Source organism: Pararhodonellum marinum (genome assembly GCF_015354735.1).
In the GTDB taxonomy this organism is placed as follows: domain Bacteria; phylum Bacteroidota; class Bacteroidia; order Cytophagales; family Cyclobacteriaceae; genus Pararhodonellum; species Pararhodonellum marinum.
The window spans coordinates 337,865-353,475 of record NZ_JACEFJ010000002.1 but is presented as its reverse complement, the minus strand read 5'-3'; the positions used below and the strand labels follow the sequence as shown (position 1 = coordinate 353,475).

The window sequence follows — 15,611 nt, the reverse complement described above, 5'->3', positions numbered from 1 at the left end:
AATTTTACTTGAGCGAAGAGACTATTGTACTGAGGCTTCTCACAGTTTGAACAATACCTTCAGGGTCAATTCCACATTCCCGGTGGAGCTCTATTTGCTCGCCATGCTCTATGACCTCATCAGGTATGCCAAGCCTTTTTACCTGGGCCTGATATCCATTGTCCACCATCCATTCCAACACGGCACTGCCAAATCCGCCTATCAGGCAACCGTCTTCTATGGTGATAACTTTTTTAAATTTACTAAAAACTTCATGCAGAAGAGATTCATCAAGGGGTTTTACGAAACGCATGTCGTAATGAGCGGGATTCAATCCTTCTTTTTCCAAAATTGCAGTGGCTTCTACTGCATAATTTCCTATATGGCCTATACTCAAGATAGCTACTTCTTCACCTTCATTAATTATTCTGCCCTGGCCCAAAGGTATTTCCCGCATAGGTGTCCGCCATTCTGGCATCACACCCTGCCCTCTTGGATAGCGAATAGAATAGGGGCCTTCATGAAGAGAAGCCGAAAACATCAGGTTCCTCAATTCCTCTTCATCCATAGGTGCACTGACTACCAAATTCGGGATACACCTAAAAAAAGCCAAATCATAGGCTCCATGATGGGTTGGCCCGTCTGCCCCGGCAAACCCTGCCCTATCAAGACAAAATACTACCGGAAGGTTTTGAAGACAGACATCGTGGATCACCTGATCATATGCCCGCTGCATAAAAGTACTGTATATATTGCAGAATGGTTTCAAGCCTTGAGTGGCAAGACCTGCAGAAAACGTTACAGCATGTTGCTCTGCAATCCCTACGTCAAATGCCCTATTTGGCATTTCCTTCATCATGATATTCATGGAAGATCCGGATGGCATTGCCGGAGTGATACCCATGATTTTTTCGTTATCCTTGGCGAGCTCCACCAGGGTATGACCAAATACATCCTGGTACTTGGGTGCTTGGGGAGTACTGTATGTTTTCTTGGCGATTACGCCTGTGATTTTGTCAAATTTTCCGGGTGCATGCCAGAGGGTCTGATCCTTTTCAGCCAAAGCATATCCTTTGCCCTTTACCGTGACACAATGCAATATTTTTGGTCCAGGAATATCCTTTAGATCTCTCAGGACTTCCACCAAATGATCCACATCATGGCCATCCACTGGACCAAAATAGCGGAGGTTGAGGGATTCGAATAGATTACTTTGCTTTAATAGCGTAGACTTAATGGCACCTTCCAATTTTGAAATGATCTCCTGCGCACTGCTACCGAACTTGCTAAATTTACCTAACATCTTCCAGATGTCATCTTTCACTCTATTATACGTGTGGGAAGTGGTGATGTCTGTAAGATAATCTTTCAAAGCGCCTACATTGGGGTCTATGGACATGCAGTTGTCATTGAGTATGATAAGCAAGTTGCTATCAGAAACGCCTGCATGGTTCATCGCTTCAAAAGCCATACCTCCGGTCATGGAGCCATCGCCAATAACTGCCACGTGCTGCTTGAGCGCATCACCCTTGTATTTTGAAGCAGCAGCCATCCCCAAGGCAGCGGAAATTGAGGTACTTGAATGTCCTACCCCAAAAGCATCAAATTCGCTTTCTTTTCGTTTTGGAAAACCAGATAAGCCTTGGTAAATCCGGTTTGTATGGAAATTGTCTCTTCTTCCTGTTAAAATCTTGTGCCCGTACGCCTGGTGCCCTACATCCCATACAAGTTGATCTTCAGGTGTGTTCAACACATAATGAAGCGCAACCGTGAGTTCTACCACTCCTAAACTAGCCCCAAAATGACCTCCATACACGGAGACATTGTCTATAATAAATTGCCTTAACTCATCACTGACTTGAACCAACTGGTGTTTACCCAATTTTTTTAGATCAGAAGGGGAATTGATTTGAGCGAGTAATTTTCCAGGTTTTATGAGCATGCGCAGTAACAATCTTTTAAAAATAAATAACTCCCTCCCAATTCGATTGTTTAAGATAACAAATCTTAAATACTTCCTGAGGGCTTTTTGACTAGTTGAATATAAAATTAAACTTTAATATAATATCTTTGGATTGAATTACGGGTCAAATTTACAACAAATATCTTAGTATCCAGTGAGTTTTGAAATCAAATTGCCACTCTTCGAGGGACCATTCGATTTGTTGCTGTTCTTTATTGAGCGGGACGAACTGGATATTTATGATATTCCCATAGCCCAAATCACACTTGATTTTCTGGATTACCTCCACCAACTTGAAATCATGGAAATGGAAGTGGCCAGTGAATTTATCCTAGTGGCAGCCACTCTCATGAAAATAAAGTCGAGGATGCTCATTCCCAGACCCGAATTGGACGAACAAGGGCATGAAATAGATCCTAGGGAGGAGCTGGTCAAACATCTTCTAGAGTATAAAAAGTATAAATCGGTCATTCAGGAACTCTCAGCCCTAGAAGAAAATCGACTAGCCAAAGAATCCAGAGGAAATATACTCAGTGAACTGAAAGCCTTATCGAAAATTGATGAGGTAGAGGCAGAAATACAAGACCTGGACCTTTACAAACTTCTCAAGGTCTATCAAAAAGTTATGGCTAAATTCGCCGACAGGACTGATGAAACCATGCATACTGTGATTCAGTATCCCTACACCATAGATCAGCAAAAAAATTTCGTTTTAGAAAGAATCACCTTGCGGGATAAAGTGCCCTTCTCTGACTTCATCGAGTACAAAGCCGATAAAATTTTCGTAATCTATACCTTTTTGGCCATATTGGAACTGTTACAGCTTTCTTTGGTTACCTTAACTATCGGCGACGGCTTCAATAATTTTTGGGTGCAAAAAACAGAGGGGGTTTCGGCAACCTGATTTATGAAATTAGATAACAAGAAAATCTTCCAAACACTGAATCCCAACAAGGTTTGGGTTCCTATCCTTATTGGACTTGGAATCGTCTTTTTGTTGTTTTACCTGGATCCATCAGTCAATGCCAAGACCCTGAGAGGGGTTTTTGATGCCTCAGCCGTCTCTATTTTTCTGGCCATTTTGGTAATCATAGGTCGAGATGCCGGTTATGTGTATAGAATCAGGGAAATCACAGACCGCAAACTTACCTGGGTAAGGGCCATTTATGTCATCATTCTCTGGGAATTCGCATCCGCCGTAACCCCTTCAATCGTTGGGGGCACAGCAGTGGCGGTATTTATTTTGAACAAAGAAGGTATCAAACTAGGAAAAGCCATCGCATTTGTCATGGTGACGGCTATTTTAGACAACTTGTTTTTTGTGATCGGTGCACCCATTATTTTGTTTTTGGCAAAAGGAAACATCTTTCCGGAAAGCAGGACCATAGAATTGCGGATAGGAAATAGTCTGCAATACATTTTCTGGGTGAGTTATTCTCTCTATGCTTTTTATACCTTGGTCATGTCTGCTGCCTTGTTTTACAAACCGAGGGTATTTAAATGGATTCTCCTGAAAACCTTTTCCATCAGATGGCTGCGCAAATGGAAGCAACAGGCTAACGAATACGGCAACCAAATCATGGAGGCATCCCGGCAACTGAAAGGAAAGAGTTTTTCTTATTGGATACCCATTGTTTTGGCCACCGTGTTTATTTGGTCCTCCCGATACCTTATGCTAAATGCACTCATCACTGCTTATAATTCATTAACAGTGACTGAGCATATCATTGTCTTTGCCCGACAGATCATCATGTGGATTGTCATGATGATTTCGCCTACTCCAGGCAGCAGTGGCACGGCAGAATTTTTCTTTACACAATTTTTCTCAGAATTTCTTGGTGGATACACCTTTGTTACCAGTATCCTCTGGAGACTGCTTTCCTATTACCCTTACCTGTTTCTTGGGGCTATCTTTTTACCTAGATGGATCAGGCAGGTCTTTTTTAAAAAGAAAACAGAAGAAAACGAATAGAATTTGTTCAATCCTTGTAGCATATCTACCCCTTTTTTCGTCTACACGATATAAGGCTAAGGGTTATTTGAGAAAAAAATGTCTGTTATGAAAAAGATCTTGGCGGTAATGGGAATGATCCTGGTTTTGGGGTTTCAATGTGAGGACCAGCAACCTCAGGAAAGGCTAAGCTGTATTGACCCTTCAAAGATTAACGAGGAGGGCATCTGTACCATGATTTACTTACCGGTATGCGGTTGTGATGGAAAAACCTACTCTAATTCTTGTGTGGCGCTTAACTCGGGCGTTCTGAGGTGGGATGAGGGGGCTTGCGGAGAATGACTTCACTCAACCTGATGAAATAAAAAAGCCTTAAGCAAATGGAAATGCTTAAGGCTTTAGTATGCTTTTTGAAAGTTTATTAAACAACCCGCTCAAATTGACTGAAGAAGAAATTGCCTTCAATTGAAGCATTTTCATCAGAATCGGAACCGTGAACTGCATTCGCTTCTATGGATGTGGCAAATAATTTTCGAATGGTTCCCTCTGCTGCATCAGCAGGATTGGTCGCACCGATTAGTTTTCTAAAATCATCCACCGCATTGTCCTTTTCCAGAATGGCTGCAAAAATAGGTCCTGAGGACATGTAAGCGCAGAGATCTTGATAAAAAGGTCTTTCTTTATGTACTTCATAAAACTTTCCAGCTAGTTCGCGAGAAAGAATAGTGGCTTTCATGGCCACTACCTTGAATCCGGCTTCTTCAATCATTTTCAATATTGCACCCGAGTGGCCAGCTTCAAAAGCATCTGGCTTGATCATCGTGAATGTTCTTTTTCCTGCCATTATGTTGATTGTTATTTGTTTATTCCGTCGGCAAATTTAGTGGGAAATATGCGAAAGTCCGAATTGACATCGTTATTTTAAAACGGCCAAGGAAATCAAAGCAAAAGTCCCCTATTGGGAAAATTCAAAATTTATACAGACCTTTGCGCCTGATGTACTTTGAAAGTACTTATGCTAAAGAGTTCAGATGCAAGCATTAGAATCATTTAAAAGGCAGATCACCCCCCCAAAAAAAATAGTCATAACCACCCATCCAAAACCAGATGCAGATGCGCTAGGTTCTTCTTTGGGGATGGCTAATTACTTGATTAAAAAGGGGAACGATGTAACTGTCATCACGCCTACTGATTACCCTTCTTTCCTCAATTGGATGAAAGGACATGAGGATGTGATCAATTTTGAAGACAAAAATCTTAAGCCTTTGGCCCTTAAGAAAATTTCTGAGGCTGAAATCATCATTTGCCTTGACTTTTCCAACCTGTCAAGAATCAATGAACTTGGTGAAATCATCGGTAAGTCCAAAGCATATAAGGTAGTCATAGACCACCACCAAGACCCTGAAGACTTTGCTGACTTCATGTATTGGAGTACCAAAGCCGCCGCTACCTGTGAACTGATTTATGATCTGATTGTAAAAATCGGAGATCAGGAGCTTATTGACAAGGACATTGCAGAATGCCTGTACGCAGGCATCATGACGGACACAGGTGGTTTTAAGCACCCTAATACCACAAAGAATGTACATTTGGTTACAGCTGAGTTGATAGAGCTCGGTGCTGACAACTGTAAAATTGCGCGATTGATTTATGATACCAATTCAGTTAACCGGCTTAAGTTTATAGGTTTTGCTTTAAGTAGAAGACTGGTGATACTTCAGGAACTGAAAACAGCCTATTTTTCCATCAACAAAAAGGATTTGAGAAAATATGCTTCACAGACCGGCGATACCGAAGGCTTGGTGAATTATGCATTGTCCCTGGATGGAATTAAAATTGCAGCCCTTTTTACCGAAAGAGAAGACGGTATAAAAATCTCTTTCAGGTCAACTGAAGATGTAGTCATCAATAAATTTGCTGCTGAATATTTTAACGGAGGTGGACATAAAAATGCAGCGGGAGGCAAATCAGATTTGCCTCTGCCTGAAACCCTTGAGAAATTTGAAACCCTTATCAAAGAAAATAAAGAAACATTATTCAACCAATTAGAATTCATCCATGAAAAAAGTTAATACCTTATTCCTGTCGACTGTGTTGCTTCTAGCTACTGTCGGCATGCAATCCTGCAACAAATCTGGCATCAAAAGAACGGCTACCACAGAAGACGGGATGGAATATGCCTATATTGAAGAGGGTGATTCAAGACCCAATGAGGGTGACTATGTACTCTACCATGTCATTGCCAAAACTTCAAATGACTCGATTTTTATCAATACCTATGATTTTGGGATGCCTCAATATTTTATCAGCAGTGATTCCATTCCTTTCCAAAGAGGAATTGACGAAATTGTATTGGGTCTAAAAAAAGGAGACAGCATTCAAATAAATGCAACAGTTGAAAAAATATTTGGAGAATTTGGTGCGCCACCTTTCCTGAAAAGTGATGAATCAGTGGCTTTAAACATTGGTGTTGTTGATGTAATTCCTGAAAATGAATTTCAGGATTATTTTACAGCCATGAGTGATCAAATGAGGTTAAAGCAAGAACGGGATGCTGAGAAGCAGTTAACTGATGACATTGCCTCCTTGGAAAATTATATCTCAGAAAATAATTTGAATGCAACCAAGACAGAATCAGGGCTTTTTTACGTCATAGAAGAAGAAGGTGAAGGCGAGCCAGTGGATGCTGGTGACATGGTTTCTGTACACTACACCGGCTATGTGCTGGATGGTACCCTTTTTGACACAAGCGTGGCGGAAACTGCACAGGAAAAAGGCGTGTTCAATGCACAAAGAGATTATGCACCGATCGAAGTTCAGGTTGGAACTGGAATGGTCATTAGAGGATGGGACGAAGGACTTGGATACCTCAAGAAAGGCTCCAAAGCCAAACTCTTGATTCCTTCTCCATTGGCATATGGACCCAACCAAAGAAGCGAGGTCATCAAACCTAACTCTATCCTCATCTTTGACGTAGAAGTTACAGACGTAAAAAAACAATAATTAATGAGCAATAGGCTAAAGATTTTCATGTCGTTCCTGATCACAGGTTTGACATTTGCTTGCATCTCTGAGCAGGAAACCATTGAATCCATCATTCAACGAGACCTTCAGACGATCGAAAACTATGTAGCCAATAATCCGATGACCAATGTAAAAGAAGTCACGGAGGAAATGTCAGGAATCAGGGTGATTTGGCAAGAGCTTGGTGAAGGCCTTGAAGTGGAATTGGGGGATACAGTTTACGTGGATTACATCGGCAAGCTTACCAACAACCAAATTTTTGATACCTCTCTAGATTCAGTGGCTCGGGCAAATGGAATTTTTAATCCAAACCGGACTTATCAACCTTTGGAAACAATCGTTGGGAGTGGGCAGGTTATTCCTGGGTTTGAGTATGCTTTGTCAATCATGAGAGAAGGTGATGAAACCACCGTGTTGATCCCTTCTATATATGCTTATGGAAATTCTCAGCAAGGAAATATACCGCCTAACTCCGTATTGGTTTTTGAATTGGATATGGTAGAGGTAAGGAGTGCGGAAATGGAGACCCCAGAATAATGCGTAAATTAACCTTAAATTTTCTTTTTGCTTTTGTGATACTTGGCCTATTAGGCTCATGTGATCAGCAGCAGAATCCCTTCGGCGGACCACAGTATGACTTTGAAGGAAACTTGGCCATTGACCGAGAAAAAATTGATACCTATCTTGAAACCGCCCAAATAGATAGTTTATACAGAATCCATGATCCCAGCGGGGTGGTTATCATTGTACAGGAAGAGGGAGAAGGTGCAAGACCTAATCCAGGAAATTTTGTATACTGTAACTATACTGGGGCTCTTCTAGATGGCACTGTCTTCGATACAAATATCAGAGAAGTAGCCGAGGACAATGACCTGAATACAGATCGTCCCTTCAATGTATTTCAGTTTGTGGTCTTCTCTCAGGCAGGTCCCTCTGCCATTGAAGGCTTTAACCATGGTTTTAGCAGACTCAGAAGTGGCTCAAAGGCAGTGCTTTTGATTCCTTCCCCGTTGGCTTATCGAGACACGGAAAGTAATCCTTTGATTCCACCCAACTCAGTATTGGTGTTTGATGTGGATTTCTTAGGCCTTGACTAAATAAAAAAACCGCTGATAGCGGTTTTTTTATTTATCTTTTTTGGGGTTTTTGATTTCGTCCAAGTCATCCCTGTCTTTGAGTTTTTTATCCTCCACATTCTTATTTAAGAACTCATTGATTTTATCAATAGAGAATGAACTTGATATTTCACCAAAAGTATTGATGTTCATTTTAAACCCTTCCAAATCCGGGTTCACTTTCGGATTTTCTTCTTTTTTTGATTTTTTCTTAGCCATACAAATAAATTCAAGGTCGGGTTTTGCTTTTGTTTTCAGGTAGATAACTTTTTGACAAAGCTCAATACCTATAATGGTATAAACGGATTTATGGTCAACAAGTTAACAAATAGCCGCGTTGACTAGGCAATGATTTTTAAATTTTCCAAAGCATATCCGATCCTGCGGATCAATTCTTCCTTTCCAATGATGGCAAAAACGGCCATCAAATCCGGTCCAGCACCCACACCGGTGGTGGCCAAACGAACCGCCTGCATCACTTTTCCCAATTTTATGTCATTTTCTGCTGCGGACTGTTCTAGCAGAGATTTGGCGCTTTCGGAGGTAAGCTCCTCATGAAAATTTTCCAGCTTTTCTTTATAAGTAGCCAAAACCGACACCGCTTCCTGATTCCAGCGTTTAGCCAGCACAGCCTCATCAAATGTGGTAGGAGGAAATAACATGAACTTGCCTTCTTTCCATAGATCACCGGGAAAAGTAGCCCTTTCTTTCATCAATCCAGCAATTTGAGCTGCCTTTCCTGCCTCTACCGTGAAGCCTTCTTTTTCAAGATCCTGCATCAAGTAGTTGGCCAATTCCTCATCTGACTTAGCCCTTAGGTATTGTTCATTGTACCATTTGGCTTTGTTGATGTCAAATTTGGTCCCTGCTTTACCTATCCGTTCCACCGAAAAAGCCTCCACCAACTCGTCAAGAGAGAAAATTTCACGATGGTCTCCTGGATTCCATCCAAGGAAAGAAAGGAAGTTCAAAAATGCATCCGGCAAATAACCCTGCTCCCTGAAGCCCATGACAAGATCTCCACTATTGGGGTCTTTCCAGTCAAGAGGAAAAATAGGGAAGCCATGTTTTTCTGCATCTCTTTTGGATAATTTACCGTTCCCATCCGGTTTCAGCAACAAAGGAAGATGGGCAAATTGAGGCATGGTATCCTCCCATCCAAAATATTTATACAACAATACATGCAACGGGGCTGAGGGAAGCCACTCTTCACCCCTGATTACATGGGTAATTTCCATCAGATGGTCATCCACAATGTTGGCCAAATGGTAGGTGGGCATGCCATCAGACTTCATCAATACTTTATCATCTAAAGTATTGGAGTGCACCATGACCCAACCCCGGATCATGTCATTGAGCCGAACCTCTTCTTTGCGGGGAATCTTTACCCGGATCACATAGGGTTCACCCGAAGCCAACCTAGCCTTTACCTCATCTTCAGGCAAAGTCAATGAGTTTTTCATCTGGGTTCTGGTAATGGCATTGTACTGGGGAGAAACTACTCTGGCTGCAGTCAGTCTTTCCCGCATGGCGTCCAGTTCTTCGCTCGTGTCAAAAGCATAGTAGGCATGTCCTTTTTCCACCAAATCCAGAGCATATTGCATGTACATAGGCTTTCGTTCCGACTGTCGGTAAGGACCACAGTCCCCCGGATTCCAGGGACTTTCGTCCGGAGAAATGTCCAGCCATTCCAGCGCCTCCTTTATATACTCTTCTGCTCCTGGCACAAATCGGGTCTGATCCGTGTCTTCTATTCTCAACAGAAATTTCCCGCCTTGCTTTTTGGCAAAAAGATAATTGTATAAAGCGGTTCTAACTCCGCCAATATGCAATGCCCCTGTGGGTGATGGTGCAAAACGCACGCGTACTTCCCTATCCATCTTATTGTTTTTTCCTTTAAATTCCTACAGTAAATGAAGCCTAAACATAAGCAGCTGTACTGTAATTTAGGGTGCAAAGATAAGGAAAAGTTGATGAAGAAGGGAACATAATCCTAAGGACCTTTGGCATTAAGGGTTTAAAAAAAAGACTGAAAACATTCTCTTCACCTCACACTTTAAATCAGGAGACTCAATCCAGCCTAGGAAGGCTGAGCTTATACTTCACCGCAATCAAGCGTATGGCAATGATCACCATCAATGAAATCAGCAGGTTATAATCCCTTGCCAACCCAAACTCCCTGAGCAGCAAATACAACACCGCGCCAGCAAGACAGGCAGAGGCATAGACTTCCTTGCGAAACAAGATCGGAATCTCATTGGTCAAGGTATCTCGGATTACGCCTCCCATAACCGCAGAAAACATCCCCATAATGGCCGCAATCTCTACCCTTACACCGAGACTTAAAGCCTTTTCTACCCCGAGTACGGTAAAAAAGGCGATACCCAAGGTATCAAACAAAAACATGGTCTTTCTCAATTTGGTCAAGGCCGGAAAAATAAATGCCATAATGATTCCAGCAAAAATGGCATACAAGAAATACACATCGCCTATCCAAACCAATGGATAGCTCCCCAACAAGACATCCCGCAAACTGCCTCCGCCTATCGCGGTGATAAAGCCGGTAAAACCTGCACCGAAAAGATCATGCTCCCGGTCTTTGACTGCCAAGGCGCCAGAGATGGCAAACACAAATGTTCCGATCAATTCAAGGGGATATTGGATGTCCACAGCCTAAATTTCTTTTATTGATCCCATTTTATTGACAAAATCCCATACCGTAATTCCCAAACTTACAGCAATGTTAAGGGAATGTTTGCTACCAAACTGCGGGATTTCCAACACGTGGTCACAGGCGAGAACAACTTCCTCTTCTACCCCAAAAACCTCATTGCCGAAAACCAATGCATATTTCTTTCTGGCATCCGGCTGGAAGTCCTGCAATTTTGCACTTCTATCTGCCTGTTCCAGAGCACATACCAGATAGCCTTGCTTTTTGAGTTCTTTTACCAATTCAAGGGTGTCTTCCCGGTAGGCCCAATCTACAGTTTCCGTAGCGCCTAATGCTGTCTTTTGAATTTCCCGGTGGGGTGGGGTGGCAGTAATGCCACAAAGCCAGATTTTTTCTATCAAAAAAGCATCAGATGTACGGAAAGCTGCTCCTACATTGTTCATGCTGCGTACATTGTCCAAGACAATCACCAGCGGGGTTTTGGGCACAGCTTTAAATTGATCCACAGATAGGCGGTTTAACTCATCCATGCTTAATTTTTTCATGTGCCTTTTTGATTACCTTGGTTTATGACTTAATTTCAGGTTTCAATCCTGATTCAAAATTAGCACAAAGATTTATATATGGCCAAGGCAAAGGAAAAAGAGGTGAAAGAAACCCCTCTCATGAAGCAATACAATGCCATCAAAGCCAAACACCCGGGCGCCTTATTGCTCTTTAGGGTAGGGGATTTTTATGAGACATTTGGAGAAGATGCTATCAAGGCCAGCAAAATTCTGGATATCGTGCTGACCAAAAGGGCCAATGGTGCCGCTTCTCATATTGAATTGGCCGGTTTTCCACACCATTCCTTAGACAGCTACCTGCCCAAACTGGTAAGGGCAGGTCAGCGGGTGGCCATTTGTGACCAATTGGAGGATCCCAAGGAGGTAAAAGGAATAGTCAAAAGAGGTGTCACCGAACTCGTCACTCCGGGGCTTTCCTTCAATGACAATGTATTGGACAAGCGTAGAAACAATTACCTGGCCTCCATCTATTTTGGGAAGGATCTCTTAGGCATTGCATTTCTTGATCTCTCTACAGGAGAATTCATGTGTGCCGAGGGGACCAGGGATTATATTGAAAAATTGCTGCAGAGTTTTTCTCCAACGGAAATCATATATTCAAAAGCAGCCAGAAAAGCCGCTGAGGAAGTCCTCAAAGACCAATATGCCACCTTCCATTGCGAAGATTGGGTTTATCAATATGACTATACCTATGAAAAACTCACCAACCATTTTGAAACCCAAAATCTCAAAGGATTTGGCATAGATAACCTAGGGCATGGCATCATAGCAGCTGGGGCCATTCTGTTTTATCTGGAAGAAACCGAACACAAGGAAGTCAAGCACATTTCCTCCATCTCCAAAATAGCAGAAGAAAAATATGTATGGCTGGATAAGTTTACGATCCGAAACCTGGAGTTGGTTTATTCTCAGCAGGAAGGGGGCGTGCCTCTGATCCAAATCCTCGATCAATCCGTCACGCCCATGGGCTCCCGACTGATGAAGAAATGGCTGGTCCTCCCGCTGAAGGAAAAAGAACCTATCGACGAAAGATTAAAGATCGTCACGCATCTCTATGAGGATGATACTTTGAGGGATGAAATCATATCGCCACTCAAGCAAATTGGAGATTTGGAACGTCTGATATCGAAGGTGGCGGTGGGGAGAATCAACCCAAGAGAGATGAACCAATTGAAAAGGGCGCTTAAAAGCACCCTTCCCATCAAAAAATTGCTTAAAAGTCAAAAAAATACTGCGCTTAAAAAACTCTCAGACCAGATCAACTCCTGTGAGTTTTTGCTGGAGAAAATTGAAAATGAACTGATGGAAGATGCCCCTATGCTGACCCATCAAGGCGGAGTGATCAAAAATGGGGTAGATCCTGACTTGGATGAATACCGGGAACTGGCCAATAAAGGGAAAGATTATCTTCTGCAACTCCAATATAGGGAAACCAAAAATACAGGCATTTCTTCTCTGAAGATCGCTTATAACAAGGTCTTTGGATACTATCTGGAAGTGACCAATTCGCATAAAGACAAAGTTCCTCAAGAATGGATCAGAAAACAGACTTTGGTCAATGCGGAACGGTACATTACCCCGGAACTCAAGGAATATGAGGAGAAAATCCTGAATGCTGAGGAGCGGATGATTGCCTTAGAGCAAAAATACTTTGCGGCCTTGGTTCAGGATGCGGCTGAATATGTGGCTTTGATCCAGCAAAATGCCCGGATATTGGGAACGGTAGACTGCTTGCTTTCCTTTGCACAGGTGGCCAAGAGCAATCAATACTGCAGACCTAAGATCTCGGATACCAATTCTCTGGAAATTAAGGATGGCAGACATCCCGTCATAGAAAAACAACTGCCAGTCGGAGAGAATTATGTCCCCAACGACATCTATCTGGACAACGAAACCCAACAAATCATCATCATCACAGGCCCCAACATGGCCGGAAAGTCAGCCCTCCTCAGACAAACTGCCCTGATTGTGCTGATGGCACAAATGGGCAGCTTTGTTCCGGCTTCCTACGCCAGAATTGGCATCATTGACAAGGTTTTTACAAGAGTTGGCGCCTCCGATAACCTGTCCAAAGGTGAATCCACCTTTATGGTAGAAATGACTGAAACGGCCAGCATACTCAACAACCTCTCTGACAGGAGTCTGGTATTGATGGATGAAATCGGGAGGGGGACTTCCACCTATGATGGGATTTCCATTGCCTGGTCCATTGTCGAATTCTTGCACAACCATCCCAAGTACAGGGCAAAAACGCTCTTCGCTACCCACTATCATGAACTGAACCAATTGGCTGAGGATTTTCCCAAGATCAAAAACTTCAATGTCTCAGTGAAAGAAATAGGAAATAAAGTGATATTTATGCGGAAACTTAAACCGGGGGGAAGTGAGCACAGTTTCGGAATTCATGTGGCCCAAATGGCCGGTATGCCCAATCAGGTGGTTCTTCGGTCTTCAGAAATCATGTCTCACCTGGAAAAGGATAAATCTGTCAACAAGCAAAAGGCACAGATGAAAGATCTTCCAAAAAACAATTACCAATTGAGCCTGTTTGAGATGGATCCAAAATTCAAAACCGCCAAAGCGCTGTTGGACCAGCTGGATATCAACACCATTTCCCCCGTGGAAGCCTTGTTAAAACTCAATGAAATCAAGAAATCTCTGGAATAGATAGGCGTTTGAAAATCAGGCGCCTGTCCTTTATTGGTAAAAAAATAGCCAAAGGATATTGCGCAATCCAAAAAACCACTATACCTTTGCACTCACAAAAACGAAAGGTTTTCGTAATTTTGATCTTCATGCGAGAGTAGCTCAGTTGGTAGAGCACGACCTTGCCAAGGTCGGGGTCGCGGGTTCGAATCCCGTCTCTCGCTCAACGAAGCCCTTGAAAGAGGGCTTTGTCATTTCAAGGTACGCTACTTTCTAGGTAGCCAAGCCGGGATGGTGGAATAGGTAGACACGCAAGACTTAAAATCTTGTGGCCGTAAGGCCGTGCGGGTTCGATTCCCGCTCCTGGTACATAACCTCGCTGTAAATAGCGGGGTTTTTTTGTGGTTTAAATAATACCTTGAGATTTTTGTACCTTATCAGAATTAGAAGTGCTTACAATTCATCAGCCATTTTAACTACAAATCCACTTTATACACCGTCCAAAAGTCTTCTTCTTCTTCCAAATTCAACCTTGAAAGAAACCAAAGGAATCCCTCCCGGAATAGAAACTGTTGATTGTGTAACTGACTCGGAATTTCAAAATCAGTCAGCTTCTCCCCCTCCTTGTTTAAAACCAAAAGGTGGTCCGGGTATTTATCCTTTTTGCTTTCCAGAAAAATCTGGCTCTCTTGAAAGGTTTTCAGTGCCTTAAATTCTTCCCTGTCCAATTCGTCCAATCCTCTAAAATAGCTAATGATCACGTGCTTATCCGTCACCTTCATGTTCTTGATTCGGCCAAAAGTCATATCGGGTCTGATCGCCAAGGGGTCCATTTCCTTCATCGGCAAACCCGGGTTTTGATCAAATTCCTGAACAGGTAGAGCGGTCTTCTGTAGCAGTGCATGAGGCGGGTTTAAATCATATACGTTTAAAAATAAGTCTTTTCCGACAATCATCCAGATCTTTTCATCCCGGATCTGAATAAGGGGAATCATATCCGAAACATCGTGCCCATTGCCGTTTTTGAAGACACTTTCCTCTTCAAGCTTTATTACCCGCTCTACTTCACCATTTTCAGCATCTATTTTGGCCAAAAGTTCAAAATTATCGTAATACGCAGGAATGTTGTTTGGATATTCACCTCTTGGGACAATCCCAACGGTATGGAATTTATTTTCTACCTCAAAAAACTCAGATTCTGCACTAGCCCTTCCAGGAAAATAAACCGGTTCGGGATACCTCATCGCATGGATCAAATTCCCCTCAAAATCATAGGTAAATGCTCCCAGATAAGACAAAATCCTAAAGGAGCTTCCATCAATAAATTTACCGGCAGTCAATGGAAAACTCCCAAAGCTATCCGGAGCATCCCCTGTTTTATTGAATTTAGCCAGTTGGTTTCCTTCAAAGTCGGATACCAGAAAATCACGGGTTTGCTGATCAAAAAAAAGTACTTTTCCAATTTCGGGATTTACATCCATCAAATGGAGTTGGCCCAGGTATTCAAATCTTACGGAATCCAAAACCTCCAATTCAAGTTTTCCGTCAGAGTCCATTTTTTCTGATGGCTTGGTTCCACAAGATAGGACTATCATTAACACCAGACAGTTCAAAGAAAAGGTTTTCATAAACAAATATTTTAGTCTAAAACTAATGATTTATTTATTCAAATCCTGCAATATCCGCTTAAATGAAT

Annotated in this window: 15 protein-coding genes and 2 tRNA genes; 10 read left to right on the top strand and 7 right to left on the bottom strand. The window is 42.4% G+C overall.

Features of this window, described 5'->3' with window-relative positions; genetic code table 11:
* Positions 1-4: 4 nt before the first annotated feature.
* Positions 5-1,921 (bottom strand): 1-deoxy-D-xylulose-5-phosphate synthase, encoded by a 1,917-nt coding sequence (gene dxs / locus H1A14_RS05335; protein WP_194775185.1) that lies wholly within the window; start codon positions 1,919-1,921, stop codon positions 5-7.
* A 175-nt stretch (positions 1,922-2,096) separates the two neighbouring features.
* Between dxs and H1A14_RS05330 the strand changes: the two genes are divergently transcribed.
* From H1A14_RS05330 to H1A14_RS05320, 3 genes are all read left to right on the top strand, one after another.
* Entirely contained in the window at positions 2,097-2,846 is a 750-nt protein-coding gene (locus tag H1A14_RS05330) for a segregation and condensation protein A (protein WP_194775184.1), read from the top strand.
* A gap of 3 nt (positions 2,847-2,849) precedes the next feature.
* Positions 2,850-3,914 carry a lysylphosphatidylglycerol synthase transmembrane domain-containing protein gene (locus tag H1A14_RS05325; RefSeq protein ID WP_194775183.1) on the top strand — a complete coding sequence of 355 codons (1,065 nt, stop codon included), beginning with the start codon at positions 2,850-2,852 and terminating at the stop codon, positions 3,912-3,914.
* Positions 3,915-4,001: 87 nt separating this feature from the next.
* On the top strand, positions 4,002-4,235 hold the full coding sequence (locus tag H1A14_RS05320; RefSeq protein ID WP_194775182.1) for a Kazal-type serine protease inhibitor domain-containing protein: 234 nt from the start codon (positions 4,002-4,004) through the stop codon (positions 4,233-4,235).
* 79 nt (positions 4,236-4,314) lie between these two features.
* Here the strand turns inward: H1A14_RS05320 and H1A14_RS05315 are convergent, their stop codons facing one another.
* The gene (locus H1A14_RS05315; protein ID WP_194775181.1) at positions 4,315-4,737 is read right to left on the bottom strand and encodes a nucleoside-diphosphate kinase; all 423 of its coding nucleotides are present in this window, start codon (positions 4,735-4,737) and stop codon (positions 4,315-4,317) included.
* A gap of 187 nt (positions 4,738-4,924) precedes the next feature.
* Here H1A14_RS05315 and H1A14_RS05310 point away from each other — a divergent pair, with 187 nt between their 5' ends.
* Genes H1A14_RS05310 through H1A14_RS05295 form a run of 4 tightly spaced genes read left to right on the top strand, consistent with a single transcriptional unit; the run spans position 4,925 to position 8,014 of the window.
* On the top strand, positions 4,925-5,965 hold the full coding sequence (locus tag H1A14_RS05310; protein WP_194775180.1) for a DHH family phosphoesterase: 1,041 nt from the start codon (positions 4,925-4,927) through the stop codon (positions 5,963-5,965).
* The gene (locus tag H1A14_RS05305; RefSeq protein ID WP_194775179.1) at positions 5,952-6,896 is read left to right on the top strand and encodes an FKBP-type peptidyl-prolyl cis-trans isomerase; all 945 of its coding nucleotides are present in this window, start codon (positions 5,952-5,954) and stop codon (positions 6,894-6,896) included. The genes H1A14_RS05310 and H1A14_RS05305 overlap by 14 nt, the downstream gene beginning before the upstream one ends.
* Before the next feature lie 3 nt (positions 6,897-6,899).
* Complete coding sequence (locus H1A14_RS05300) at positions 6,900-7,454, top strand: FKBP-type peptidyl-prolyl cis-trans isomerase (protein WP_228527591.1); 555 nt, start codon at positions 6,900-6,902, stop codon at positions 7,452-7,454.
* Positions 7,454-8,014 carry an FKBP-type peptidyl-prolyl cis-trans isomerase gene (locus H1A14_RS05295; RefSeq protein ID WP_194775178.1) on the top strand — a complete coding sequence of 187 codons (561 nt, stop codon included), beginning with the start codon at positions 7,454-7,456 and terminating at the stop codon, positions 8,012-8,014. Before H1A14_RS05300 ends, H1A14_RS05295 begins: the two co-directional genes overlap by 1 nt.
* A 27-nt stretch (positions 8,015-8,041) precedes the next feature.
* Here the strand turns inward: H1A14_RS05295 and H1A14_RS05290 are convergent, their stop codons facing one another.
* The 4 genes from H1A14_RS05290 to H1A14_RS05275 all read right to left on the bottom strand — a co-directional run bounded on the left by H1A14_RS05290 (position 8,042) and on the right by H1A14_RS05275 (position 11,248).
* Complete coding sequence (locus tag H1A14_RS05290; protein ID WP_194775177.1) at positions 8,042-8,251, bottom strand: hypothetical protein; 210 nt, start codon at positions 8,249-8,251, stop codon at positions 8,042-8,044.
* A gap of 122 nt (positions 8,252-8,373) precedes the next feature.
* On the bottom strand, positions 8,374-9,912 hold the full coding sequence (gltX, locus tag H1A14_RS05285; protein ID WP_194775176.1) for a glutamate--tRNA ligase: 1,539 nt from the start codon (positions 9,910-9,912) through the stop codon (positions 8,374-8,376).
* Between the two features lie 190 nt (positions 9,913-10,102).
* The gene (locus H1A14_RS05280) at positions 10,103-10,702 is read right to left on the bottom strand and encodes a trimeric intracellular cation channel family protein (RefSeq protein ID WP_194775175.1); all 600 of its coding nucleotides are present in this window, start codon (positions 10,700-10,702) and stop codon (positions 10,103-10,105) included.
* 3 nt (positions 10,703-10,705) lie between these two features.
* Positions 10,706-11,248 (bottom strand): RNA methyltransferase, encoded by a 543-nt coding sequence (locus H1A14_RS05275; protein ID WP_194775174.1) that lies wholly within the window; start codon positions 11,246-11,248, stop codon positions 10,706-10,708.
* 78 nt (positions 11,249-11,326) lie between these two features.
* On the opposite strand from H1A14_RS05275, the gene mutS reads away from it, so the two are divergent.
* From mutS to H1A14_RS05260, 3 genes are all read left to right on the top strand, one after another.
* Positions 11,327-13,936 (top strand): DNA mismatch repair protein MutS, encoded by a 2,610-nt coding sequence (gene mutS / locus H1A14_RS05270; protein ID WP_194775173.1) that lies wholly within the window; start codon positions 11,327-11,329, stop codon positions 13,934-13,936.
* Between the two features lie 130 nt (positions 13,937-14,066).
* Positions 14,067-14,139: transfer RNA gene (locus tag H1A14_RS05265), tRNA-Gly, on the top strand.
* Between the two features lie 61 nt (positions 14,140-14,200).
* Positions 14,201-14,284 (top strand) — tRNA-Leu (locus tag H1A14_RS05260).
* A gap of 107 nt (positions 14,285-14,391) precedes the next feature.
* On the opposite strand, the gene H1A14_RS05255 is transcribed toward H1A14_RS05260, so the two are convergent.
* Positions 14,392-15,543 carry a hypothetical protein gene (locus H1A14_RS05255; RefSeq protein ID WP_194775172.1) on the bottom strand — a complete coding sequence of 384 codons (1,152 nt, stop codon included), beginning with the start codon at positions 15,541-15,543 and terminating at the stop codon, positions 14,392-14,394.
* Positions 15,544-15,611: the final 68 nt, after the last annotated feature.

Excerpts from the sequence above, each read along its gene's own strand:
- dxs (WP_194775185.1), bottom strand. The coding sequence starts at position 1,921 with ATGCTCATAAAACCTGGAAAATTACTCGCTCAAATCAATTCCCCTTCT.
- H1A14_RS05325 (WP_194775183.1), top strand. The coding sequence starts at position 2,850 with ATGAAATTAGATAACAAGAAAATCTTCCAAACACTGAATCCCAACAAG.
- H1A14_RS05320 (WP_194775182.1), top strand. The coding sequence starts at position 4,002 with ATGAAAAAGATCTTGGCGGTAATGGGAATGATCCTGGTTTTGGGGTTT.
- H1A14_RS05315 (WP_194775181.1), bottom strand. The coding sequence starts at position 4,737 with ATGGCAGGAAAAAGAACATTCACGATGATCAAGCCAGATGCTTTTGAA.
- H1A14_RS05310 (WP_194775180.1), top strand. The coding sequence starts at position 4,925 with ATGCAAGCATTAGAATCATTTAAAAGGCAGATCACCCCCCCAAAAAAA.
- H1A14_RS05305 (WP_194775179.1), top strand. The coding sequence starts at position 5,952 with ATGAAAAAAGTTAATACCTTATTCCTGTCGACTGTGTTGCTTCTAGCT.
- H1A14_RS05300 (WP_228527591.1), top strand. The coding sequence starts at position 6,900 with ATGAGCAATAGGCTAAAGATTTTCATGTCGTTCCTGATCACAGGTTTG.
- H1A14_RS05295 (WP_194775178.1), top strand. The coding sequence starts at position 7,454 with ATGCGTAAATTAACCTTAAATTTTCTTTTTGCTTTTGTGATACTTGGC.
- H1A14_RS05290 (WP_194775177.1), bottom strand. The coding sequence starts at position 8,251 with ATGGCTAAGAAAAAATCAAAAAAAGAAGAAAATCCGAAAGTGAACCCG.
- gltX (WP_194775176.1), bottom strand. The coding sequence starts at position 9,912 with ATGGATAGGGAAGTACGCGTGCGTTTTGCACCATCACCCACAGGGGCA.
- H1A14_RS05275 (WP_194775174.1), bottom strand. The coding sequence starts at position 11,248 with ATGAAAAAATTAAGCATGGATGAGTTAAACCGCCTATCTGTGGATCAA.
- mutS (WP_194775173.1), top strand. The coding sequence starts at position 11,327 with ATGGCCAAGGCAAAGGAAAAAGAGGTGAAAGAAACCCCTCTCATGAAG.
- H1A14_RS05255 (WP_194775172.1), bottom strand. The coding sequence starts at position 15,543 with ATGAAAACCTTTTCTTTGAACTGTCTGGTGTTAATGATAGTCCTATCT.